Annotated in this window: 13 protein-coding genes; 5 read left to right on the top strand and 8 right to left on the bottom strand. The window is 60.9% G+C overall.

The features are described 5' to 3' along the window. Positions 1-22: 22 nt before the first annotated feature. From GE027_RS08865 to GE027_RS08850, 4 genes are all read right to left on the bottom strand, one after another. Positions 23-670: a 4Fe-4S dicluster domain-containing protein gene (locus tag GE027_RS08865; protein ID WP_153556834.1), complete on the bottom strand. Its 648-nt coding sequence runs from the start codon at positions 668-670 to the stop codon at positions 23-25. After that, positions 651-2,909 carry a molybdopterin oxidoreductase family protein gene (locus tag GE027_RS08860; protein WP_153556833.1) on the bottom strand — a complete coding sequence of 753 codons (2,259 nt, stop codon included), beginning with the start codon at positions 2,907-2,909 and terminating at the stop codon, positions 651-653. Before GE027_RS08860 ends, GE027_RS08865 begins: the two co-directional genes overlap by 20 nt. Continuing rightward, a complete protein-coding gene (locus tag GE027_RS08855) occupies positions 2,893-3,960 on the bottom strand; it encodes an MFS transporter (protein ID WP_153556832.1) in 1,068 nt (355 codons plus the stop codon). The genes GE027_RS08860 and GE027_RS08855 overlap by 17 nt, the downstream gene beginning before the upstream one ends. A 402-nt stretch (positions 3,961-4,362) precedes the next feature. Then, a complete protein-coding gene (locus GE027_RS08850) occupies positions 4,363-6,819 on the bottom strand; it encodes a hypothetical protein (RefSeq protein ID WP_153556831.1) in 2,457 nt (818 codons plus the stop codon). Positions 6,820-7,039: 220 nt separating this feature from the next. Between GE027_RS08850 and GE027_RS08845 the strand changes: the two genes are divergently transcribed. Then, positions 7,040-9,553, top strand: coding sequence for a DUF7133 domain-containing protein (locus tag GE027_RS08845; RefSeq protein ID WP_162006644.1), 2,514 nt, complete (start codon positions 7,040-7,042; stop codon positions 9,551-9,553). A gap of 62 nt (positions 9,554-9,615) precedes the next feature. Here GE027_RS08845 and GE027_RS08840 read toward each other — a convergent pair whose 3' ends face one another. Next, positions 9,616-11,031 carry a carbon-nitrogen hydrolase family protein gene (locus GE027_RS08840; protein WP_153556829.1) on the bottom strand — a complete coding sequence of 472 codons (1,416 nt, stop codon included), beginning with the start codon at positions 11,029-11,031 and terminating at the stop codon, positions 9,616-9,618. Between the two features lie 296 nt (positions 11,032-11,327). Here GE027_RS08840 and ppc point away from each other — a divergent pair, with 296 nt between their 5' ends. The 4 genes from ppc to GE027_RS08820 all read left to right on the top strand — a co-directional run bounded on the left by ppc (position 11,328) and on the right by GE027_RS08820 (position 20,159). Continuing rightward, the gene (gene ppc, locus GE027_RS08835) at positions 11,328-14,045 is read left to right on the top strand and encodes a phosphoenolpyruvate carboxylase (protein ID WP_153556828.1); all 2,718 of its coding nucleotides are present in this window, start codon (positions 11,328-11,330) and stop codon (positions 14,043-14,045) included. Between the two features lie 650 nt (positions 14,046-14,695). Then, a complete protein-coding gene (locus GE027_RS08830) occupies positions 14,696-15,289 on the top strand; it encodes an RNA polymerase sigma factor (protein ID WP_162006643.1) in 594 nt (197 codons plus the stop codon). A 13-nt stretch (positions 15,290-15,302) separates the two neighbouring features. Beyond that, positions 15,303-17,312 carry a serine/threonine-protein kinase gene (locus tag GE027_RS08825; protein ID WP_153556826.1) on the top strand — a complete coding sequence of 670 codons (2,010 nt, stop codon included), beginning with the start codon at positions 15,303-15,305 and terminating at the stop codon, positions 17,310-17,312. Positions 17,313-17,507: 195 nt separating this feature from the next. Next, positions 17,508-20,159 carry a c-type cytochrome gene (locus tag GE027_RS08820; protein ID WP_153556825.1) on the top strand — a complete coding sequence of 884 codons (2,652 nt, stop codon included), beginning with the start codon at positions 17,508-17,510 and terminating at the stop codon, positions 20,157-20,159. A gap of 467 nt (positions 20,160-20,626) precedes the next feature. Here the strand turns inward: GE027_RS08820 and GE027_RS08815 are convergent, their stop codons facing one another. From GE027_RS08815 to GE027_RS08805, 3 genes are all read right to left on the bottom strand, one after another. Continuing rightward, positions 20,627-21,871 (bottom strand): TMEM143 family protein, encoded by a 1,245-nt coding sequence (locus GE027_RS08815; RefSeq protein ID WP_162006642.1) that lies wholly within the window; start codon positions 21,869-21,871, stop codon positions 20,627-20,629. Positions 21,872-22,048: 177 nt separating this feature from the next. Continuing rightward, entirely contained in the window at positions 22,049-23,419 is a 1,371-nt protein-coding gene (locus GE027_RS08810; RefSeq protein WP_153556823.1) for a DUF1552 domain-containing protein, read from the bottom strand. Between the two features lie 5 nt (positions 23,420-23,424). Further along, positions 23,425-25,365 (bottom strand): DUF1592 domain-containing protein, encoded by a 1,941-nt coding sequence (locus GE027_RS08805; protein WP_153556822.1) that lies wholly within the window; start codon positions 25,363-25,365, stop codon positions 23,425-23,427. Between the last annotated feature and the right edge of the window lie 136 nt (positions 25,366-25,501).

Here is a 25,501-nt window from a genome sequence, read left to right as displayed (position 1 = left end):
CGGGCTCATCGCACGGTCGGGTTCACTGCACGGTCGGTAACTCAAACACGGCCCCGGAAAGCATGGCATCGTCGGCTTCGTCGGCCGGAGACTCGAACATCCCATCGGCCACATCGAGATGCGTCGCCGGCGACTGGCGAGGGACCATCATCTGCACCTTGGTACGGATCGTCTGGCCGCCGAAGCGGAATTCGTTGTTGGTCCGGCTTCGCGGGCGGAGCTCTTCGATTTCGCTCAGCGTGCCATAGTGCAACGCTCCGCTGGGACAAACGGTCGCGCACATCGGTTTCTTTCCGATGCTGGTCCGATCGTAGCACATGTCGCACTTCATCATGAGATCCATGGAGGTCTCCATTTTGGGGACTCCAAAGGGACAGGCCAGGACACAGTTATTGCAGGCGATGCAGCGTGGCTTTCGCGCCGACTGCACCACACCGTCCTCGGTGCGTTTGATCGCATCGGCCGGACAGACTTCGGCGCAGGTGGGCGAGTCACAGTGCATGCAGATCACCGGCAGGGTCTGAGGCGACTGCAAGCGATCCACGGTCTCCAGATGGATCATCGATTTCCCTTTGTGCGTGTCACATTCCGAACAGGCCTGCACGCAGGACTGGCAACCGATGCAGCGATGGGGATCGATAAAGAAGTATTTATTTTCCGGGATGGCCATGGCTCGTCTCGTCGGAAGCGTTGGCTGGCGGACTGGCGGCCTTGCGTAACCGCACGGCACAAACTTTGTATTCGGGGATCTTCGAAATCGGATCCTGGGCGGCGATGGTCAAGCGGTTGGCGCTTTGCTTGCCGGCCCAGTGATAGGGGATAAAGACCGTATCGGGGCGGATCGTCTTGACGACCATCGCCCGCAGGGTGAGCTCGCCGCGACGTGAGCTGATCGTGGTCCACTGGCCGTCCTGAATCCCCAGCTGGGCGGCCAGTCGGGGATGGATCTCGACTCGCGGCTCGGGATACTGATCGACCAAGGGACCGATCCGGCGGGTTTGTGTGCCCGACAGGAATTGGCTGACCACCCGTCCCGTGGTCAAGATCACCGGATACTCCGCGTCCACCTCCTCGGTCGGCGGGGTGTATTCGGCGAGATTGAAGCGCGCCTTGCCGTCGGGAAAATAAAACGGTCCGGCGTCGCCGGCGATCGGGTTGGGCGTGCCGGGTTCAAACAGCCGCGGTGTGCCGGGATGATCTTCGCTGGGACAGGGCCAACAGACGCCGAACTGCCGTTCGATCTTCTCCCAGGTCATTCCCGAATAGTCCGCGACCCCGCCCTGGCTGGCGCGGCGCAGTTCGTCAAAGATCTCCCGCGAATGGTTGAACGTAAATCCGTGCGGTCGCCCCAGCGCGGCCGCGATGTCCTGGATGATCCGCCAGTCCTGCCGAGCCTCGCCCGGAGGATCGACCGCTTGATTGATCTTGATGACCCGGCCCTCGATCTGCGTGACCGTCCCTTCGTCCTCCTCCTGCAGCGACCCCGGCAACACGATATCGGCGTGCCGGGCGGTCTCATTGAGAAAGAAATCGATCGCCACGTAAAAATCCAACTTGTCCAACATCCGGGCGACGAAACCGCTGTCGGGCAGCGAAACCAGCGGGTTGAAGCACAGCGAAATCAGCCCCCGAATTTCGCCGCGATCGATCTTGCGGAACAACTCGTAAGCGTCGACGCCCGGCGGCGGCAGCTCATCCGGATCGACGTCCCAGACCTTGGCCACGTGGGCGCGATGCGCGGGGTCCGCCAGGTCGCGTCCGCCGGGCAATTGATCGCATTTCTGACCGTGCTCGCGGCCCCCCTGGCCGTTGGCTTGGCCGGTGATCGTCGCGTAACCGCAGTGTTCGCGACCGATACGCCCGGAGGCGAGCACGATGTTGATCGCGCCCAGCACGTTCTGCACGCCGTGGCTGTGATGCTCGATCCCCCGCGCATGCATCAGAAAGCTGGTGCTGGCCGTTCCCCACCACTCGGCAGCCTGACGAATCAACCGTTCGGCGATGCCTGTCACCTCCGCCGTGCGCGCCGGCGTCCACTGCTGGACCGATTCGGCCAGGGCCTCAAACCCAACGGTGTGGTTCTCGATGAAGTCATGATCAAGCCAGTCGTGCTCGATCATCAGCTTCAGCACGCCGTTGAACAGCGCCACATCGCGGCCCGGCTTGATCGGCAGGAACAGGTCACAGGTCCGGGCCACCGGGGTAATTCGTGGATCCACCACGATAATCTTCGCGCCCTGCTCGCGAGCCTGCCAGACGTAGCTGGTCGTGATCGGTGCGCACTCGGCGACATTCGCACCGCTGATCCAAACCACCTCGCTGCCGACGATGTCCGACCAAGGGTTCGCTGCACGGTCGATCCCGAACGCCTTCTTGTTGCCCGCCCCGGCGCTGACCATGCACAGCCGGCCGTTGTAATCGATGAAGGGCGTTTTCAGACAGACGCGGGCGAACTTGCCCATCAGGTACGTTTTCTCCGTCGTCAAACTGGCTCCGCTCAGCATGCCGATCGAGTCGTTTCCGTATTTCGCCTGCAACTGACCCAGCTGCTTCGCCACGCGTCCGATCGCGTCTTGATAATCGATCCCGCGAAAACCACCCTCGGCGGCCGGATCACGCAACTGGGCTCGCAGCAGCCGGTCCGGATGCGAGCCCTGCAGGTAGCGTTTGACACCCTTGGGACACAGCATCCCGCGGTTGAACGGGAACTCCATCCAGGGTTCAAAGCCGATCACCTCGTTGTCTTTGACTTTCAACTGGATGCCGCACTGCTGACCACAGAAACAACAGTGCGTCTTGACCAAAGCATCGGGCTCGACCCCGCGATCCAAGCGCGAACCCGATGAAAAAGCCAGATGCGGCCCGAACTGTTCGCGGATCTCTAGCGGGTCTCTAGGAAGCTGTGCCATGGGATTCCTGCCAAAGTTTACCTTGTGAGAGAGCCATCGAAATGCGGCGACAACGCGGACATACCCGCTGGTAGTGATCGACGCGGTCGGTAACGAATTCGTAACGGTACCCCAACCGTCGTTGCACTTCGATCAGATCGTCGACCTGCAGCTGCGACGCATACGGCTGTTCACAGCGGACGCAGATCGCTTGCTGGCCACGCTGGCCGGCGTCCTTGTAGAACGCCACGCCCAGTTGAGCGGGACGCTGGAAAATATGAAAGAACTTGCCAAACGGCATCCACAACAGCGTGAAGATCACCGTCGCGGCATGCGTGATGGAAAGGAACTCATAGGCAAACCCATCCATCCAGGAGTAACTGACCACCAACATCAGCCCGGTAATGCTGACCGCAAACAACATGATCAACGGCAATAAATCCTCGCCAAAACGCTGCAGCGCCAACGCGTCGTGGCTGCGCATCCGCCGTCGCATGGCCAACATCACCCCGGCGATCACCAGAAAGGAAGCCCACACCAAGCCGTGAAAAATCAAAAACCCCAGCAGCGAATCGGTCTCGAACGAAAACGTAGAAAAACCAAATATGTTCGCGCGGTAACGCTCGAAACTGCCGTCCGCAAACTCGAAATGGACCCAGCCGAAGACCAACGGAAAGGTGATCGCAGCGGCCAGCACACAGCCCCACATGATCAACCAGTGCGCCGCGCCCCGCAGCCAATTCCGCCGCCAAATGAAGATGTTCAAGGCGAACGACGAAAACAGTCGCCGGAACATCAAACCCACATTGCGCGCTCGCCCGCGGCGCGTAAAGAATGCTTGCCAACCACGACGCCAGTACAGGGCCGTTGGCGGCCGCTGTAACCACATCGAATACCGGTACACGATCCCAAACATCGCGAACAGCGAAGCGAACGTGTAACCGACCAGAGCGGCGTCGAAATGCGAAAGCTGCCGCGAACCCAAAACGATCAGTGCCGCCAGAATCAGCATCGCGCCCAAGCCGTACGCTCCAGCAATCAGCGATTCACGCGGCAACAATGGACTCTTCATGAGCACCCAGACCTATCGTGTGTAGCGGAAAGCTGCCCCCCGGTCAGCAGCCAAGCGGGCTCGGGCGACACCAGGCAAGCCAGCCTATCACAATCCGCGGCCGAGATAAAATTTCGCTCCGCCCTTCCGCCCTCCCCTTCTGTTCTGCTCAGTCTCTGGACTTGCTCCGTCTCTGGACCGCGGAACCCGGCGCGCGGCCCCGCTCATTTAGGTTGAGATGGGCGTGGCCGTTTTCGATTGGCGATTGGCCCAGTCGGACTTGCGAACTTTGCAGAAGCCAATTGCCGCGACGCATACAACTCCGCCAAACGACTCACCGCGGCGATCGCGTTCTGCGTGGACTTCTGATGAATCATCAATCGACTATTCGCTGGCTAAAAATGACCGCGGCCATCCGGACGCTCACGCGCCGGAAACCTGTTCCGCCTCCAACCCATGGTGGCTTCTCAGCATGGCGATGAATTCGGGTTTCAGCTCGATGGCGTTCTCCTGAAAGTACTTGATCAGGTCGTTGCCGAGGGCGGTATTGAGCTGGTAGTAGCGGACTTGTTTGTTGGGCCGGATAAAACCGAGACGATCGGCTTGCTCGGGCCGCGGCTCGCCCGCGATCCGTGGGGCGTGGGCCGTGCAGTTGGTCAGATGCGTACCCAACTCCGAATCGAACGCATAGATCGGTTCCTCCGCTCCGCTGTCCTGATCCGGATCGCCGCCCTCGCCGGCGGCGAGCACCTGCGGCACGAATCGGCAGCCCTGCAAACTCAGGCCGCCTCGCAGCGGTCCATCCGCCGCGGCCGTGCAGCGATCGACGGTGCTGTCGGTGATCGAGACGTTGGCGGCGCTGCCGCCCAAGTAAACGCTCAGATTCGGACAGTTCTTGAACTGGATCTGAGGGTACAACGCGCGGGCGTCCTGGTAGGCGGTGCCGCCGCCGGTGCCGAGACGAAAGTGGGCGCGCTCGGGATCGCCTGGCCGCGAGGCCGGGATATTCTCCAGGTGAAGGTTCTCGAAAATCATCTGGCTGTTGGTGGCCAGCACGTGGCCGTCGTAACCGCCTTCGCGTCCCAGGTCGTAATAATAAGGCTCGACGATGTTCGCCAAGCGGATGCCCTGCTCGCGGCCCTTTACCGTGATGTTGCGAGCGGAAAATAGCCGCGGGAAAAAGTGTCGGGTTCCATCCTCTGTCTTGGCGAAGGCGGCAATCCGGTACAACCAAACCGGGGCGACGGAGTCGGGGAAGTGACTGAAATCGACCAACAGATTCTCGATGTCGACGCTGCGGCCGCAACCGACCGGATAACCAAAGTCGAACTGGCTGGGGCTGCTGCTGAGAATGTTGACCTGAGAATCGCGGACGGGCACGACCGTGCAGTTGTGGATGCGGATGTCGCCGTCCCACTTGGCACCGAAGTCGCTGCGGAAGTTGACCAGCATGTTGTTGTGCAAGGTCGTGTTCTCGATCGTCAGGTCGCCACCGCCGGTGACGGAGATCCCCCGCAGGCCGATCTCCGAATCTTGAATGCACAGGTTCCAGCAATGAAAGTGCACGTCGACACGGTTCAGCCGGCATTTCTCGATCCGAAAGTTCTTGTTCAGATTCGTACCGAACACACCCCAGTGCAGGAAACTGCCCTCGGCTGTGACATTGCGGAACGTGCAGTTCAACATCCGGCTGCCGCCGATTCCATAGGTCCCCGCCCCGACCTTCTTCTTCGGATCGCGCCGGTTCTGCTCCCAGGGGACCAGCCGAATGTTCTCCAGCGTCGTGTTGTAGACGTGACTGAAGTTATAGAACCCCGAGCGTGGTTCCATGGAAACATCACGGCTGCCCGGCTCGAGGCCCACCCATTGATTCTGGATCTTGGTTCGGCTGCGTCCGATACGGAATCCGTTTTGATAGTACCCCGTGTACTTGGTGCCGGGATTATCGCCAGAGAGATAAAACCCGCCGCCGTCGATCACCAGAAAACTATCGTCGCAGGGCGTCGCCCGGAGGCTGGTGTAGTCTTTAAACGTCCAAGCGATGTCACCGAGGATTCGTCCGTCCTCTTCCACATAGAACAGCTCCTCGCGATCCCATGATTGGCCCGCGTATCGCTTGCCCGCTCGGAAGCCGATTTGGTCTCCCGAATCGGCCACACTGATCAAGCAGTTTTTGTAGGGAGCCATCTCGGAGATGATTTGGACGCCGGGACGCAGCTTTGCCAGGAAAGACTTCTTGGCCGCCTCGTCCAACTGGATCGTCGTCGACGATTTCAGGCTGATTACAGCGAATCGGGGGATCCGTTTCTGATTGAATTTCTCATCGATATGGAAGATGGTGTTGCCCCACTGCACATTGGTGGTAATCGGGATCTCGTTGGTCTGCTTGATCCAGAATTCGCCCTGCAACTGGATGATCGGCAAGCCATGATGACGAGCGAATTGATGGGCATGCTTGATTTGCACCCCATCGTCGTTTTGGCCGTCACTGACGGTGCCGAACATGCGGTAATTCACCGAGTTGCCAGGCAGCAGATGGGCGTACAACGGACTGTCCAGCGAGATCGAGGCGCCCCCACCGGCGTCCGAATCCGCTTCGCTGGACTGAATCGCATAGGAAGCCTCGCCGCCGTCTCCGGCAGCGTGAAAGCCCAGGGTCCGAGCAAAGTCGCCATCGCGCTGGCTGGTATCTTGCCGCATCGCCGCGACGTTGGCATACACCCGCACCGTGCCCGTTTGCGGCGATGCGGACTCCCCCGCTTTGGTCGCCGCACGGGCTGACCCTTCGCCGAGCGCAACGCCCCCCAGCCCGAGCAGAAGGAGTGCGTGTCGTCGCTCGAGCGAGGGCTGACGAGCTTTACTGGAATCCGAGGCAGGCATGATGATTTCAAGGATGCGGAGGGAGGGAGGGAGGGAGGGAGACACAGATCGCGTCGCATCGAACGACAGCGCCGGTCCGCAGCTCAGCCGACGGCCGACCGCTTACCGGCCAATAATTGCACTTCCGATGCGTCCGACGTAAGCTGGCCACGAGGCAGGAGCGTCCCATTATAGCCAGCTTGACATGCTCAGTATTTCGACGGTGCACGGAAACCTTATTGTGAATACACGACGTCTGACTTGTGCCCGCGATCTTCAATTCCGGAACGTTTGGTGTGGGGCTCTGCTGCTGTTGTTCTGCATCGTCTCGCCCGCTTACAGCGAGGACGATCTGCCGGGCGGTGGCCAAGCGACCCCGGTGGATTCGATTGCTTTGCCCGCCGGTTTTCGCGCTGAATTGCTGCGTTCAGCACAAAGCGGCGAAGGGTCGTGGATCAGCATGACCTTCGATGATCGAGGCCGAATCATCCTGGGGCGCGACAAACGAGGTTTGGCCAGGTTGTCGCTGAGCGAGGATCGCAGCCAGGTAGATCGCTTGGAGGTGATCGAGAACACACTGAAGCATTGTCGAGGCGTCCTGTGGGCGCACGACAGCCTGTATGTGTGCGCCACCAACACCAGCGGCTTTTACCGGTTGCGCGACACGACCGGTGATGACCAGTTCGATGCCGTGGAAGAACTCAAGAAGTTCGATTACCAGAGTCGCTATGGACACGGTCCCAATCAGATTGTTTTGGGTCCCGACAACATGCTGTACGTGGTCATCGGCAACGACGTGGCGTTCCCCGAAGGTTTCGCGGTCGATTCGCCCTATCGGGATCCGCAGGACGATCATCTGTTGCCCGAACCGCGAGACGCCGTGCCTGAGATCCGTGTGGGATATGTGGCGAAGACGGATCCCGACGGCAAGAACTGGGAGATCCTCGCCGGTGGTTTCCGCAACCAGTTCGACGTGGCTTTCAACGCCGACGGCGAGCTGTTCACCTACGACGCGGACATGGAGTGGGATGTCGGCCTGCCCTGGTACCGCCCCACGCGATTGAATCATGTGGTTTCCGGTGGCGAATACGGTTGGCGCTGGGGCACGGGCAAATGGCCGGAGTACTTCGCCGATTCCCTGCCCACCACACTGGATACCGGACTCGGGTCACCCACCGGCCTGGAGTTCGGCACTCGGTCTCACTTTCCTCCGGCCTACCGCAAGGCGTTGTTCATGGGCGACTGGCAACACGGCCGCATCTTTCAGGTCCAGTTGACACCTCGCGGCGCTAGCTACGACGCACAGTACCAGGTGTTCCTGGAGGGCGGCGCCTTGAACGTCTGCGACCTGACGTTCGGTCCCGATGGCGCCCTGTACTTCATCACCGGCGGCCGTGGTTCGCAATCGGGCCTGTATCGGGTGACCTACGAGGGGCCCGATGTTGCCGCCTCGGTGCCCACCGCAGAGCAAACCGCGCTGGCCCAGCAAGCCGCGGCGTCGCGTCAACTGCGGCACCAACTGGAACAGTGGCATACTCGCCGCGACGCCCAAGCGATCGATGCCGCATGGCCTCACCTGAACAGCGAAGATCGCTGGCTGCGATTTGCTGCTCGGTTGGCCATCGAGCGTCAGGACCCGGAACTGTGGCGCGAGCGTGCCCTGAGCGAAACGCGGCCGACCGCCTCGATCGCCGTCCTGCTGGCCTTGGCTCGCTTGGGACGGCCGCAGGATCAGTCCGAGTTATTGGCAGCGCTGACTCGATTGCCGCTGGCGACGCTCGACCGAGAACAATGGCTGGGTGCGCTTCGCGTATTACAGTTGAGCTTCATTCGCCAGGGATGCCCTGCAGAAGCGGACCGGTGCCGAGTGCTGGCAAGGCTGGATCCGATGTACCCGCACGCGAGCAACTTTGTGAACCGCGAACTGGGCAGTTTGCTGATCTACTTGCGGGCCCCCGACGTGGTCCCCCGCACGGTCGAATTGCTGCGGACGGCGATCAGCCAGGAAGATGCCATCTTCTTTGCCCAGCGACTGGCACGCGTCGCCGATGGCTGGACGATCGAAACGCGTGAGGCCTTCTTTGATTCCCTGCTCGCCGCTCGTCGCTATCAGGGCGGCAAGCTGCTGGGCGATTCGCTGAAGGCCATTCGCGAAGATGCGATTGCCACGTTGACCGAGACGGAACAGGAACACCTGAAATCGCGACTGGAAGAATTGGCAATCGCCCCCGAGGAATCCGACGTCCACGATTCCCCTGCCGCCTCGTTCGTCAAAGCGTGGACATGGGAAGAACTGGAAACCGCGCTGCCGCAAACGCGGCACGGGCGGTCATGGGAACAGGGCCGCGCGGCCCTGGCCAAGGCCCAGTGCCTGAAGTGTCACCGCGTCAACGAACAGGGCAGCTCTACAGGACCGGATCTGACGCATGTAGGACACCGCTTCGACGGACGAGCCCTGCTGGAATCGATTCTGCAGCCGTCCAAAGAGATCGACGAAAAGTATCGTCTCAGCAGCTACGTCATGGACAGCGGCCAGGTCATCACCGGTCGGCCAATCGGCGTATCGGCCGCGGTGATCACGGTTCAAACCAACTCGCTACGCGCCGAAACGGTGGCGCTCAAGCGAGCGGAAATCGAGCAGACTTTGCCGGCCGGTCTGTCGCCCATGCCGACCGGTTTGCTGGACGTGCTGACGCGCGACGAGATCCTGGATCTGCTGGCGTACCTGCAATCCGGCGGCAACCCGAAAGATTAAAAATTAACAACAGCAACTGCGGCCAGCAGTTAAGCCGCGGGGTCCATACGTCGCCGCTTTGATCACTGTGGTCCGCCCCGGTCCGGGCTTTCCGCTTTGACCGGCGTGCCGTCGTCCGGGGTGGTGACCGGACGATGACGCGGAACCTGGGCTTTGAAATCGCCCAGGCTGGCCCAGTGCATCGGCTTGTTCAAATCAACTTCCGCGACCGCGACCGAGCCCCACTCGGTTGCGCTGGCCAGCGGTTTGCCGTGATGACCGTAGATGGCCGAGATCATCCAAGCGGACGAAACGTCGGTGTAGGTGCTGCTGATCACGTAGGTGTGGTTCTCGCAAGCCCGTGCCGCTCCGAGCATCGGGTTGCAGCCCCACACCGGCCAGGCGATCACCTCCGCGCCACGGTTGCTCAACTCGCGGGCGACCTCGGGAAAGAAGCCGTCGTAGCAAATCATAATGCCGACCTTTCCGAACCGCGTATCGAAGACCGGGTAGTCTTGGCCGGGCATGATCCCGCCTTCGATCTCACCGCGTGGCAGCGTCACCTTGCGGTACTTGCCAACCAGTTCGCCCTGGGGACCGATCAGTGCCGCGGTGTTGTAGACCAGGTGGCCGTCGCGTTCCAGCAAACCGGCCACGATGTACAGGTCGTGTTGCTTGGCCAGTTTTCCAAAGTACTCCGTCGACGGACCGGGAATCGTTTCGGCGGAGTCCGCGTACGTGCCGCCTTTTCCGTAGTAGGTCAGCGTTTCGGGCAACACCACCAGATCCGCTCTCTGCCGGGCGGCATCGGCGATCAATGGGGCAAACAGCTCACACTTGTCGCGGTTGGTCGTGCCGGTTTGCGGCCGGTAGTGAACGGTCGCCAAACGCACGATCCGTGGTTCCGCCGGCTCGGACTCGGTTAACTTCGGATCGCTCCACCAAACACTCGAACCGGGCGGTCCCCAGCGAAAGTGCAGTTCCAATACGGCGTGCGTGGCGGTGGACGGAGCACGGTAGAGACCGGCGAGCCGCGTCCAATCGCCCTGGGTTTCGGCGTCGACGGGAAACTCCGGTTCGGACCGTGGCTTCTTCGCTGGCAATCGAGAGGAAGAAACCTCGTCACGCTGCGGTCGCCGGCCGTCTTTGTCGAGCCACACGACTCGCGCCATCGCCGCGCGGCGAATCAAGTCGATTCCGTGCGTCTGACGCCAAACCGAGAACCGATAATGCTGGCCCCCCTGAACCGCAACCTTCTTTTGCCAGTGTCCCACCAGCCCCGCGAGCCGTTCGCCGGTGCCGGGATTCTCGGCCGTAATCGACAACACCGCCTTTCCGTCGTGGCCGCCCGTTTCCAGCAAATCAAAAGTTGGACGAATCTCTTCGCGAGGAGCAGACGTTTCCCAACCGCCCCGCCGCTGCGTCTCGGCATGTACATTGGGAACCGCGATGGCCAACGTCAACGCGGCAAACAGAAAGCACGGAAGTCTTCTAAACACAGCGGGAACCTCATATCACGTCGAAGCAGAGTCCGTCTGAAATGACGGCTCGATTGTACCGTAGCGACCGTTGGAAGTTGATTCATTCGCTCAACACCCAGCCCCCTCTATCGAACCACAAAGAACACCCGCCGAGCGTCCCCCGGCTCGACGCCCGAGAAGAAGGGACGCGGGTCGGCTTTCGAAAAAGGTCCCTTCGCTTTCCTCCCGACGCCTGTCGCAGATGCGAAAAACTTGAACAATATCCCTACGTCGAGGACAGTCAGTGAAGTCGCAGGCACGGTTTTGGAACGGATATGAAAGACGCGGAAGTACGCCAAGAGCTTGGTTTTCTGGGCGCGGAACTGGGAGATACGATTCGGGAATTCGCCGGGGAACCGACGTACGAGATCGTCGAACAGCTTCGTCGTGCTGCCTGGGACCGGCGCATCGGGGTGGAGAGCGCCGACGAGCAGATCAAAGCCTTGATCGCGAGCTTGGACGACGAGCAAATCCGAGTTGTGATCCGGGCGTTCACCATTCTTCTGGATCTGTTCAACCTGGTGGAAGATCGCCGGCGGGTGCGGGTTCTGGGTGAACGTGCCAAGCAGGCCTATCCGAATCCGCGTGCCGAGTCGATTCGGGCTGCGGTTGCCGAGTTGAAAGCCCGTGAGACATCGCCCGCGGAGGTGCAATCGATCCTCGACGCGCTGCACGTCGACCTGGTCTTCACCGCCCATCCGACCGAAGCCAAACGCCGCTCGGTGCGAAGCAAGTTGCGAGTGATTCGGCAGTTGCTGGAAGAATACGACTCCGACCAGCTTCCCGAGGACCGCGATCGCACCGAACATCTGATCCGCACCGAGATCGCCAAACTCTGGCAAACCGATTTCATTCGCCCTTGGCGTCCTTCGGTCATGCAGGAAGTCGCCCGCGGTCTGTCGATCAAGCCCGTGCTGTGGAACGAAGTGCCCAAGGTCAACGAAGAGTTGAGGCGGGCCCTGCAGGAGAGCTTTGGCGACGAGGTTCGCCTGAACGGTCCCAGCATCACCTTCGGATCATGGATCGGTGGCGACCGTGATGGTCACCCCGGCGTGACCGCCGAAGTGACCGAGGAGACGTTCGCGTGGCTGCGGCGTGAAGCCATCACGTTTCATCTCCAGGCATGCGAGCGGTTGTTCGATTCGCTGAGTATTTCGACGCGGCAGGTCTCGATCGACCAGCGATTGACGACGGCGATCGACGAAGCCATTGCTCGCTGGCCCCATCTGGAGGAAAGGCTCGCTTCGCTCCCGCCAAGCGAATGGTTCCGCCGTTGGTTGTCGATCATCCACTGGAAACTGGAGCAGACACAGCTTCCCAGCGAATCGGCAACCGCAGGCGCAGCGTACGGGTCCGCCGGCCAACTTGCCGAGGATGTTGCCATCCTGACGGAATCGATTCAGTCGCTGTCCGGTGGCAAGTATGTGACTCGCGAGCTGGAGCGCTGGCAAACGCAAATCAAATCGTTCGGATTGCACTTGGCACGTCTGGATGTTCGGCAAAGCGCCAACATTTACAAAGACGTTGTGAATGAATTGCTGCGGACCTGTGACTGGCACTCCGATCCGGAATCGCTCTCGGAAACCGACCGCATCGAGGTCCTGAGCGAAACGCTGGGGCGACGCTTGCCGACCGACGAAGGCGACTTTTCGTCGATGGTTTGTGAGACACTGGCACTGTTTCGCACGCTGCACCGGGTGGCCGCCGAATACACGACCGCCGCGATCGGCGCCCACGTGATCAGCATGACCAGTGCACCGAGCGACGTGTTGACCGTGTTGTGGCTATGGGAACTGGTCAAGCCGGAGGGGTCGAACGACGATGGTTGTATTCCGGTCGTGCCGCTGCTGGAAACGATCGACGACTTGACAGCCGGACCGTCCATTCTGGCCGGCATGTGTGCGATCCCGGCGTATCGAGACCTGTTGCGCCGCCAGGGCGACCAGCAGATGATCATGCTGGGCTATTCCGACAGCACCAAAGATGGCGGCTACCTTTCCGCCTGTTGGGCGCTGCATCAGGCCCAGCAGGCCTTGGTCGACACCGCCGGTCAACACGGCATCGAGCTGACGTTCTTTCATGGCCGCGGCGGCTCGCTGGGGCGAGGCGGTGGACCGGCCGCTCGCGGCATCCTTTCCCTGCCCCGCGGCACCTTTCACGGCAGCCTGCGGTTGACCGAACAGGGCGAGGTGTTGGCCGATCGATACGATGATCCGGCGATCGCTCATCGGCATCTGGAACAATTGATTTGGTCTTCGCTGCTGGCCGCCGGTTCGACGATCAATGCGGACTCCCAGCGATGGTATGCCAAAATGGATGAGGTGGCGAAGGTTTCCTTAGCAAAGTATCGCGAGTTGCTCGAGCAGCCCGGCTTCGTCCAGTTCTTTCGCAGCGTGACGCCGATCGCGGAAATCGAACAGCTGCCGATCGGCTCGCGCCCCTCGCGCCGCAAGTCCGGCGGTGGGCTGAGCGACCTGCGGGCGATCCCCTGGGTGTTTTCCTGGACCCAGTCGCGATGCCTGATTCCCGCCTGGTACGGGCTCGGGACCGCGCTTGGGACAGCGGTCCAGGACGAACAACAACTGGCCGAACTTCGCACGATGTACGACAGGTGGCCGTTCTTCCGAGCCCTGATCGACAACGCCGAACTCGCCCTGGCCAAGTCGGATCTGGAGATTGCCAATGAGTACGCCAGCTTGGCCGCCGACCAGGAATCCTCTCAACCCTTCCGCTCCCTGATCGCATCGCAATATCGCGAATCATGCCAAGTCGTCCTGGCGCTGACAGGCCAAGCGGAACTGCTCGACGGGACGCCCTGGTTGAAGGAATCGATTCGCGTGCGAAACCGCTTCATCGATCCACTGAACCTGATCCAAGTGGAATTGCTCCGGCGCGGTCAAGCCTACGCGGCCGAGGAGACTCCGATCGAGCTGCGGCATCTGACCCGGCTGTCGATCAACGGCATCGCCGCCGGAATGCGAACCAGCGGCTGACGGGCCCTGCAAGTCTGCAAGCATTCCGTTTCGAGGCCGAACACCTGTATCAGTATGAACTGCGAAATGCGGCCGGCAACGCAATATCTATCGCAGGACCGTACCTGGAAGAAACCGCCCGAGCAATACGATGATCCTGACGAGTGGTAAGCAGGTCATCCGAGTTTAAGGTGTGAGGACTATCCCTACGAACGTTTACTCCCCTCTCCTCGCCGGCTTGGGCAAGTGGTGCTTGCCCAGGTCGGCGGGGAGAGGGGTCGGGGGTGAGGGGCCTCCGGCGCAACTGCCTGTAACGCACGCTTCTTGTAGATTTGACGCATCCCGTCTCACTAAGCAGAACACAAAGACGAAGGCCCCGCGCGGCAATCCCCCTCACCCCCGGCCCCTCTCCCCCAAATCCTGACTCGCTTAGGCTCGCCAGGATTCGGGGGAGAGGGGAGAAAACGATTTCGATTGATGGAGAACCCGGGGCTACCACATGTCGTCGCTCCGCGACTGAAGAAACGGCTGTCGCCTCAGGCCCGGGGCGGGCCTTCCTCGGGCCGTTTATTATGGTGGTTTCGGAAAAAATCCGTTTTCCGCGCGAGAATCCGTCGCCCTCGCGGGTCTTCTTCATAAACCAGCCGCCGCCGCGTAGAAGAATCGAAGCGATGCCAGCCAGCCCCACCGAAACCCGAGTCAGCTTGATCCTGCGACTGCAGGACATGGCGGACGTGGAGGCGTGGGACGAGTTCGTCGAGCTGTACACGCCGGTCATTCAGCGCGTCGCGAAACAGCGTGGGATGCAGCCCGCCGACGCGGACAACCTGGTCCAGCAAGTGATGCTGAAGGTGGCCCAGTCCATCTCGGCCTGGTTGGACCGCGAGGATCGTGGTCCGTTCCGGGCTTGGCTGGTGCGAATCGCTCGGAATGAGTCGATCGATCTGCTCACCCGGCGAACCACGAAAGGTCTTGGCGTGACGGGCGACGAGGCCAACGCCGCTTGGGAAAATGCGAAGCAGGCCGACCAGATCGCCACCTTCATCGACCGCGAGTACGAGCAGGCCGTTTTCGACTGGGCGGCCCAGCAGGTACGGCAAACCGTCCAGCCGCAGACATGGCTGGCCTTTTGGTTGACGCACGTCGACGGTCTTTCCGTCCAGCAAGCCGCCGAGCGATTAAACGTGCGAACGGCCAATATTTATTTCGGCCGCAGCCGCGTGATGCTGCGGCTGCGCGAATTAATTCAGCAATACGAAGACTAGCCGGAGGTGCGTCATGGCGTACACGAAACTGAAATGCGACGCTGCCGCCTTGGAAGCTCTGATCGACGCGGACGACGACCGGCAAGCCAATGACGCGCTTCTGGAACACGTCGAGCAATGCGAATCGTGCCAACGACGTCTTGCGAACCTGGCCGCGGAAGATCCGATGTGGGATCGTGCAAACCGCGCTTTCGCAAGCCGGGCTCAATCGACGGTAGACGAAATCGCGCCGCCACTTGCCGCGGCCAACCGTTTTCGAATCACCGCAGATGATTCGCCGCAATGGACCGAAGCGATGGCCAGGCAGTTGCTCGCAGCGCCCTCGCACCCGGAGATGCTCGGTCGCCTGGGCCGCTACGAAGTCGAACGCTTGCTGGGCGCCGGCGGAATGGGCATCGTGTTCAAAGCGTTCGACACGGAACTCAACCGCCCCGTCGCCATCAAATTGCTCTCGCCGCATCTGGCCCGCAGCCGATCGGCCCGGGAGCGGTTTGCTCGCGAAGCTCGCGCGGCCGCCGGCATCGTGGACGACCATGTGGTCCCGATCCACAACGTGGAATCCGACGCCGAATCGCCGTATCTGGTGATGCAGTACGTCGCCGGCGGTTCCCTGCAAGACCGCCTGAACCGCGATGCGAATCTGGATTTGTGCGAGATCCTGCGAATCGGCCTACAAACCGCCCGCGGGCTCGCCGCCGCCCATGCGCAAGGCTTGATCCATCGAGACGTCAAGCCATCGAATGTGCTGCTGGACGAAGATGTTTCCCGGGCCATGCTCACCGATTTCGGCCTGGCCCGCGCGGACGACGACCAACAACTGACCCAAACCGGGTTCCATCCTGGAACGCCGCAGTACATGTCTCCCGAACAAGTTCGCGGCGAGGCGCTCGACGGACGCAGCGACTTGTTCAGCCTGGGTTGTTTGCTGCATGCGTTGTGCACGGGCGAGCCTCCGTTTCGCGGCAAAGGCAGCTTCGCGACGCTGCGAATGGTGGCCGACGCCGACGCTCCCAGCATCCGAGATCAACGCCCTGCCCTGCCGCGATGGCTCGAGCGAATCGTTTTGCGTCTGTTGGAAAAACAACCTGGCGACCGTTTTCAGTCCGCCACTCAAGTCGCCGACCTGCTGGAATCCTGCCTGGCGCACGTCCGCAATCCAGCCACCGTTGCGTTACCTGCAGCACTGCAAACAAGCCGACAAGGATCCGGCCGCATTCCGCGCAAGCGTTGGTGGATCGCCGGCGGATGGCTGGGGCCGGCTCTGCTGCTGGCCACGATCACGATCATCATCGAAACCAAGGACCGAAAGGTTACCGTCCAAGTCGACGAGGAAAGCGGCAAAGTGATTCAAGTCGACGCCCCGGAAGAACCGGCCGGCGAAATCACCGCCGGGGACGCGGCGCTTCCGCAACTCGCTGCCGCTCAGGACAATGACTCGGTCGCGGTCGTCTATCTGATTCACGCCGCCGAATTCAAACGAGGCAACACGATCCAACAGCTTGCGGTAACGCGTGCGTTGGGCGAGTTTCGCGACCAAGACTATTGCGGCTTTCTCGCCTACCAACGCGGCGGACCGCAGTGGTTGTGGGAAGGCAACCAGGGGATGTCGCGAACTCGAGAACAAGACAAGGTTCAATTATTCCAGCGGATCAAAGACGCGCTGCCCGGCGACCTGCCCAGCTTTGACCCCGCGCTCCAGATGGCCCTGGCATCACTTGAGGCCGTCGACGCGGCGCAGCGCCGCTTAATCGTCCTGACCGACGGCGATCCCGTCTTGCTGGACGCCTCGATTCTGGACGAGTACCAACAAGCAGGCATCGCGATCGACGTCATCCACACCGAGATTCACGAACCCAAGTACCGCCAGGCGCCCGAGCTGATAGCCGGCCGAACTGGTGGCAAGTACCATCGCGTCGGTCGCGGCCAGCTCGATCAAGCCATTGCGAAGCTGCTGGTCGCGCGGACCCGCGATTGCATCGCGTCGGCAGCCGCTCCCTCAGGGGACCGAGCGACCGAGGATTGATTCCGCTTGGATTCTCCGCGGATCGGTCGTGGACAGGTGAGGCGTCAAGCCGACATCGAAATCCGGTCGACATGACCAGTCCACCGCCCCCCCCCACTGGATATTCCTGCGGTTCTGCCCGCAGCAAATGGATTAAACTGGGCAGTGCTCCACCGTAGTGAAAGAGAATCTAGCTCTCAAACAAACATAAACGCGATGAAATTGATGAAGTTGCTGGCCACACTCCTACCGCTTCTTGCCCTCGCAACCACCGCCGGCGCTGAAGAATTCCAGCCGCTCATCAACGGCAAAGCCTTGTCCGGCCGGGACGGTAAAGACGCAAAGGCGGCGATCGATGCTGTCAGCAAGAACGCCGGCAACCAAGCCACTCCGGTGGATCGCATCAAAGCAGCCAAGGGTTTCCAAGTCGAATTGCTCTACTCCGTTCCCGGCGATACGCAGGGTTCGTGGGTCAATCTGTGTACCGACAACAAAGGCCGGTTGTTGGTCAGCGATCAGTTCGGCGGGCTGTATCGAGTCACTCCGCCAGAGGCCGGCGCGACGTTGAGAGCCGCGGATGTACAGAGCGTGCCGGTCGACATTCGAGCCGTCAACGGAATGGTGTGGCACAACGACGCTCTGTACGTCGGCGTCAACGACTACGAAGCGAAGATTCCCTCAGGGCTTTACCGAGTCACCGACAGCGATGGCGACGACGAACTGGACAAGGTGGAGTTGTTGCGCGAACTGCAAGCCAGAGGAGACCATGGAGTCCACGCGGTTGTCCCGAGTCCCGACGGCAAATCCCTGTATTTGATCACCGGCAACAACACCGAGCCGACGCAACTGGCCCCGTCGTCACAGGTCGCACAGGTCTGGGGCGAGGATCATCTGTTGCCCAGTTTCCCCGACGGCCGAGGCCACAACCGCGGGCGTTTGGCCCCCGGCGGCATCATCTACAAAGTCGATCTCGACGGTCAATCGTTTGAAGCCTATGCCAACGGGTTTCGCAACATCTTCGACGCCGCCTTCAATCGCGACGGCGAACTGTTCACCTACGATGCCGACATGGAGTACGACTTCAACACGCCTTGGTATCGGCCCACACGCATCAACCATGTGACCAGCGGCGCCGAGTTCGGCTGGCGAAACGGTGCCGGCAAGCGACCTCCGTTTTACGCCGACAACCTGCCGGGCATTCTGGACATCGGCCCCGGATCACCGACCGGCGTGACGTTTGGTTACGGCGCAAACTTCCCCGCGAAATACCAGAACGCCTTGTACGCACTCGACTGGAGCTGGGGCAAACTCTACGCGGTTCACCTCAAGCCCGAAGGCTCAACCTACACGGCAACCAAAGAAGAATTCGTTACCGGCGCGCCGCTGCCCATCACCGACGCGATCATTCATCCGGACGACGGTGCGATGTACTTCACCATCGGCGGACGCAAAGTGCAATCGGGGCTGTATCGAGTCACGTACGTCGGGGATGAATCGACCGAACCCGTGCGACATACTCCGGCAACGAACGAGGCCCGCGAGCTTCGACGTTCGCTGGAACGGTTTCACGGCCGACAGGATCGCAGCGCCGTCGCGACCGCATGGCCCCATTTGTCGCACGATGACCGCTTCATCCGATTTGCTGCCCGGACGGCTTTGGAGCATCAACCGGTCGAGACCTGGGCCGATCGCGCGCTTACCGAGCCGGATCCGAAGAAACAGGTCGAAGCCCTGTTGGCCCTGGCTCGCGTGACCGGCGTTTGTCCCCTCCACCGCGATGAGGAAACGCCACCGGTCGATACGGCGATGCGTGACGAACTGATCAGCGCTGTGCTTCGGATCGATATGCAGCAGCTCGATACGACCACCCAACTCACGTTGCAGCGCACCCTGCAAGTCATCCTCAACCGATTCGGTAGACCTGACGATGCAACCGTCCAGAAGTTGACCACGGCGCTCGACCCGCTGTTTCCTGCGAAGACTGCAGAATTGAATTGGCTGCTGTGCGAGACCCTGGCCTGGCTCGAGTCGCCTACGGTTGCCGCGAAAGCGATGGCGATGATCGCAGCTGCACCGACGCAAGAAGAACAGGTCCAGTACGCCCGCTCGATCCGGATGCTCCAGTCCGGCTGGACCGATGAATTGAAGACCGCCTATTTCGAATGGTTTCTCAAAGCCGCAAACTACCGTGGAGGAGCCAGCTTCGAAAAGTTCATCCAGTTCATCCGCGACGATGCGGTTGCCTCGCTCACCGAATCGGAGAAAGAATCGCTGAAGGAGATTCTGGCGAAGAAGCCGGTGAAGAAGTCGGCCCTGGAAAACCTCGGAGAGATCTTCGCGGGACGTGCCGAAACGCAGTGGACCCTGGACGAACTGAGCCAGGCCGCAAGCACCGGCCTGAAGCACCGCGACTTTCTTAACGGTCGCAAAATGTTCGCGGCAGCCGGTTGTTACGCCTGTCACCGCTTTCAGAACCAGGGTGGCATGACGGGCCCGGATCTAACCACATCCGGACGTCGCTACTCCGTCCGCGATCTTCTCGACCAGGTGGTCAATCCCAGCAAGGTGATCAACGATCAGTTCTCGTCGGTCAAGATCCTCACGGACGACGGGCGGATGCACTCCGGCGTGATCGTCAATCTGGGGGTTCGCCGGAACGGCGGCGCGATCGTGCTGAACACCGACCTGACGGATCCAAACCAACGCGTTACGATCAATCGCGACACCATCGAGGAGCTGGTCGTCAGCAAGACTTCGCCCATGCCGGCGGGTCTATTCAACCGGATGACCAAAGAGGAAATCCTCGACCTCACGGCCTACCTGATCAGCGGCGGCGACCCCGAACACAAGCTGTTCGACAAGCCGTAACCCGCCGTCAACGGTTCTTGTTGGACCTGCACCAGCATAATCTACGGAGAGTTTGATGCCGCAGCCACGGAGTGGCGACAGGAACGCAGTTCCTGTCGTCCCTTCGGGACTGAACGCCCCTGCCATTTCCCGTACCACGGGCTGACACCCGCGGCTACATCCTGCCGTCCCTGCGGGACTAAATCGCGAGACTCTAACACGTCGCAACATTTCATTCGGCTTTACTCTCCCTCTGGGAGAGTCGGGCTCTTAGGCCCGGAGAGGGTTTCCGTAGGGCCCTCCCCGGGCCTAAGAGCCCGACCCACCCGCTGCGCGGGAGGGTGTTGTCGCGGGGTTTCACCGAAAGATTTACGCCGACGTGCTTAAAACAAACAACCGCAGTTCGGACACCACCGTCGAGCCTAAAGAAAACCCACCAGCCTAAAATAACCCACGAGAGCATCCCGGATGGACCTGCTGTGCTCCGATCAGGCATACCGGAATGCGTTGTCCCAGAGATGATCGATGATGTGCTTGGCGTCATCTAGCGTGGCAGCGAGGAGATGGCCGTCGGCGTCAGTCTGGACAAGCGGAACTTCACGGCCGTCTCGCGTTGGACCCCGGAGGGCTTTCAGGTTTTCCAGTGGACCGTCGATGTCAAAATCGATGACCGTGCCAAAGCGTTCCTTCATCCACTGCTCGATCCGGGCATCGAGTTGGTTGCGGGTGAGTGATCCTTTGGGGCTGACGATCAGGTGGTAGAGCACGAGCAGCATTTCCTTGTTCTCCTCGTCCTCTGCACTGTCGATGACGCTGTGGAACACGCTGCGGTTGGTCGCCAAGTTTCGGAAAAATAACTGTTCGCTGACGTCCTTGAGAAACTCGATTCGTTTGTTCCGATAGTTGCTCCACTGCTTGAACGCGAGACCACCGAGCGCGATGATCACGCCCATCAAAGCGGTCAGCACGGGCATGACGTTGGAAACGGAGTCCTGGGTCACGCCGACCTTGGCCGCCCAGTCGGCGCCGGCGACAAAGAACATGATCGCGCCGATGATGATCAACATCTGCGGCGCCGCCTTGAACAACACGCCGATCGAGCCGCCCACGGCGGGGACGCCAAACATCAGTTTGTCTTTCCAGGTCATGCCGACCTGCACATTCGGAAACAGCAGTTCGAGATCAAACTTCGGCACGTCCTTGTAGTGATACACGTAGATTTTTCCGGGCTGGAACGAGGCTTCCCCGAGCGGACGTTTTTTCTTCCGCTTGTTAAAATAGTCGGCGTCTTGGAAGTGCAGCAGTAACAGCACGCGTTGCAGCACATCCACCCGTACTTTTCGCTTCCGAAACAGTTTCTTGACTTCGGTCGTCTTGTAGAGATCGCCTGTCGCGAAACAACGGACCCTTTTGAAATCGTCCAGGTCGACCTCTGTCTGCAGATCGATCAAGGTCACGGCGTCGAAGGATTCCCGGATTTGGTCAGCCGTGATTTCGAAATAGTTGGCCCGCTTGGCCACGGTTTCAAACAGCGTCACCACGTGTTCGGCACTAGCCTCCGAAGCCTCCGCTTGTTGACGCGGATCGATCTCTCGATCCGGATCGAAAGTCGCGTAGTGTTTTTTGATCTCGTCGATGGTCCTTTGGAAATCGTAGTGGACGTAGGCGGAGAGGATCTCGGCAAGCTGACGGAACTTAGCGACCTGCTCCCCCTGCAGCTTGCCGTCCTTCACACACATGTCGATGAGGTCGGAGCGAACATAGGGAATGAAGGCTTCGCGGCGGCGAGCAGAAGAGTCGGGCCCCATGAGAAGGTCACCTGTGAGCCGAAGTGAAAGCCGGTGCAAATCAACAAGCGAATGTGGACAGCATGTCGAACCTGGTCCGCCGCGCGGAACGGCGGAACCGGGTCAGGACTTCATTTCGGTGATCTGCTTGGTCGCGATGCCAATGGGCCGGTCCACGGGTACGCCGGCGCAGGAGAGCAGTGTCGTCAGCAGGTCACCCTGGTTCCCCTTGACGTCAGGCAAGAAACGCCCGGTCTTTATCGAACCGCCGCCCTTTCCCGCGACGATGAATGGTAGATTCTCCCGCCGGTGCTTGTTGCCGTCTTCCAGCCCCGAGCCCCACATCATGATGCAATTGTCCAGCAGCGTGCCGTCGCCCTCGCGCAGGCTGGCCATCTTTTTCACCATGTAGGCGAACTGATCGATATTGAATTTGGTGATCGCCGCCACCTTGCGGACCATCTCTTTGCGATTCTCGTGGTGCGTCTGCGAGTGGTGCTTGTCCGTAAACCCTAGTTCAGGATACGACACGCCGTTGGGCGTGGATCCGATGTAGGTGCTGACGCGTGTGGTGTCCGTCTGGAAGGCCAGCACGGTCAGGTCACACATTACTTGCATGTACTCGCTGCGTTTTTCACCCTCGGGGATCTTGACCTCGATGGGCGGCGAATCGCTGGCGTGACGTTTCGCGCTGCGGACACCTGCCTTCTCCAGAGCCGCCTCCTGCTGACGTTGCTCGATCGCGGCAATCCGTCGCTCGACCGCCCGCACGCTGTGGAGATATTCATCCAGCTTCCGCTGGTCGGTCCTGGCCAGCGTCCGGCGGAGGTCCCGCGCGCCGCCCAGTACCCGGTCGAGCATTTGCCTGTCCAGAGCGTTTACCTTGGTGACTCTCGCGGCGTCGCCCTGCTTGCCGAAGAGCCTGTTCAGGACGTTCCGGGGATCAATCTCGGCGGGAACAGGCTGCGTGGGCGATCGGTAGCTGCAGTGCGAGTAGTACGCCTCGTGCAGGCCCGCCTGGTTCTCCTTCCAGGTCTGCGGCATGGTCGCCAGTTCCAGCGAGGGCAGCAAGGTTTGGGCGCCCACATAGTTGGCCATAATCTGGTCGGCCGAGATCGCGATGTTGATCCGGCTGCGCGTGTCCGCGTCCGGCAGGGTGGCGGTCAGCCAAGTCGACAACTCCAGCGCATGCGGCGCACCGTTGAAGGGCGAAATCGGCACACCAGAGATCCCCTTCATCATCAGGCACTGGTCCAAGACCGGACGCAGTGACTCAATCGCCGGCGGCGGCGTCTTGTGGTACGCCTCCGGACTCTTCGGCCAGAATTCGTCCATGATGACGCCGTGAGGCATGTACATGAATCCCAGGCGTACCGGTGGTTTGGAAAGACGGTCGCCGGACGCCCAGGTCAGGGAATCCATCAGCGGCAGCGCAAGCGAAACTCCGGCGCCTCTCAGCAATGTGCGACGATCGACGAGCGAACGGTGATTCATAGGATTCATCCACTGACCTTGCGGTGCGTAAACAGGTAACTCGTGATGACCTCGGTGATCATCGTACGCATTGGGTATTCGTCCTGGGCAAGCTTGTCCATCAGCTGGTCGATCACGATTTCGTCGTAGCCTTCCAGCTGCCGCCCCAGGGCGTAGGCCATCAACCTTTCCGTCAGGTTTCGAGCCAAGTCGGCTTCTCGCTTGGCCAGCAGGCCCTTCAGTTCTGCGGGGGTGGAAAAGCTTTCTCCGGTCGGGAGCTTTCCCGCTGAATCGATTGCGGCGCCCGCCTCATTCTTTTCACGCCAGCGGCCGATGGCGTCGAAGTTTTCCAAACCGAAACCGATGGGGTCGAAAACCTTGTGACAGTTGGCGCACGTGGGTTCGGACTGGTGCAACTCGGTCCGCTGACGCAGCGTCAACCCTTCCCTGCTCTTCTGCTGCTGGTCTTCCAGTTCCGGGACGTCCGGTGGAGGCGGCGGGACACGTTCACCCAGAACCTGTTCGAGCACCCAAACACCCCGACGAACGGGGCTGGTCCGGCCCGGGAAGGACGTGGTCGCCAGCGTGGCCGACATTCCGAGGATGCCACCCCGGTTGGGGTTCACCAGTTTGACCCGCCGCATCTCGGTACCACGAACGGGTTGCTCGACGCCGTACAACTTGGCCAGTGGTTCATTGAGGAAGGTGTAGTCGCTGTCCACGAATCGCAACACGCTCTGGTTCTCACGCACGATGCTCTCGAACAACAGGCGTGCTTCATCCATCATCGCCCGGCGCAAAGGCGGGGTCATCTGGGGGAAAACGTCCGGGTCAAACGTCTGGCGTTGCAGCCCATCCACGCCCAGCCACTGGGCACCGAAGCCGTCGAACAGGGCCCGCGATCGCTCGTGCATCAACAGTCGCTCCACTTGGGCTCGCAGCACCTCGGGCCTGTGCAGCTCGCCCTTGTCGGCGAGGGCGGACAGCTCGGCGTCGGGCGGCGCGGACCACAACAGGTAGGAAAGACGCGAGGCCAATTGATAATCGTCCAGCGGTACGATGGCGTCCTTCGAGTTGACTTCCTCGGCGGGCGTGATGAACAGGAACTGCGGAGAGACGAGAACTGCCTTCCACATCAAGCCCAGCGACGCGGTGTAACCCAGCTCGTTCTCGCGGCCAAGATCGAAGATGCCCAGCAGTACCTCCAGTTCTGCCTCGGTGGGAGGCCGACGGTAAGCATCGCGAGCCAGGGCGCGTGCGACTCGCCGGGCTGCCTCGCGGAACTCGGCTTCTTTGGCGGGCGTCTCGCCGAACAGACGTTGCTGTATTTCGGTGGGCGGCTGACCCTCCGGCGCCAAGACTTGATCGTGGACCTGATTGGCAATCTCGAGAAACAACTCCGACTGCAGCGGGGAGATCGAGTTGAGGTAGCCTTCGCCGAGGACCTCTTCGGGAAGGCTATCGGCGATCGCCGGGTCCACGCCGTACAGGTCGTGCAGCGTGTTGCCGTACTCCACCTTACTCAGGCGACGGATCACGAAGGGGCCCGGATCGCGGGGGGCCAGGTACTTGAGCTTGCCGACCCACGCAGTGAATTGGCGGCGTTCTTCATCCGTCGGGATCTCATCCACATAGTCGGGCGGCATGTCGTGGACTTTGACGTTCGCGACCGCCTTCTTCCAGTGCAGGAACGAGGACGTGGCACCGGGACTGTTCAGCGCCGACCGAAGGTTGATGCCCGCCTCGGGCCGAGAACCGTGGCAATCGATGCAGTACTTTTTGACGAAGGGGCCAACCTTCTCCTTGAATGTTTTCCTGGCATCAGCCCGCAGCGCCTCGGCGTCCGCGATACCATCCTCGCTCTCCGCCCGACACGGCGAAGACAAACACAGAACCAGGGCAAAGCCCAGGGTCGCGGCCGTCGCGTGAAGCCTGTCGAGGATACCTGCCGGGGTCAGCGCGGTCATGAATCAGCTCTTCGCTAAACAGCACGAGGTGGGGGCGGCGTATCCTGCGTCATGCAAGCCATTCCACATGATCGGTGGAATCCGCTCGCGTTTCAAGACGACGCGTGATTGTTTGGCTTCCACCCCTCGAAACTAA

Source organism: Roseimaritima sediminicola (assembly GCF_009618275.1).
GTDB lineage: Bacteria > Planctomycetota > Planctomycetia > Pirellulales > Pirellulaceae > Roseimaritima > Roseimaritima sediminicola.
The sequence above is the reverse complement of the archived record's forward strand: the minus strand, read 5'-3'. Positions and strand labels throughout refer to the sequence as shown.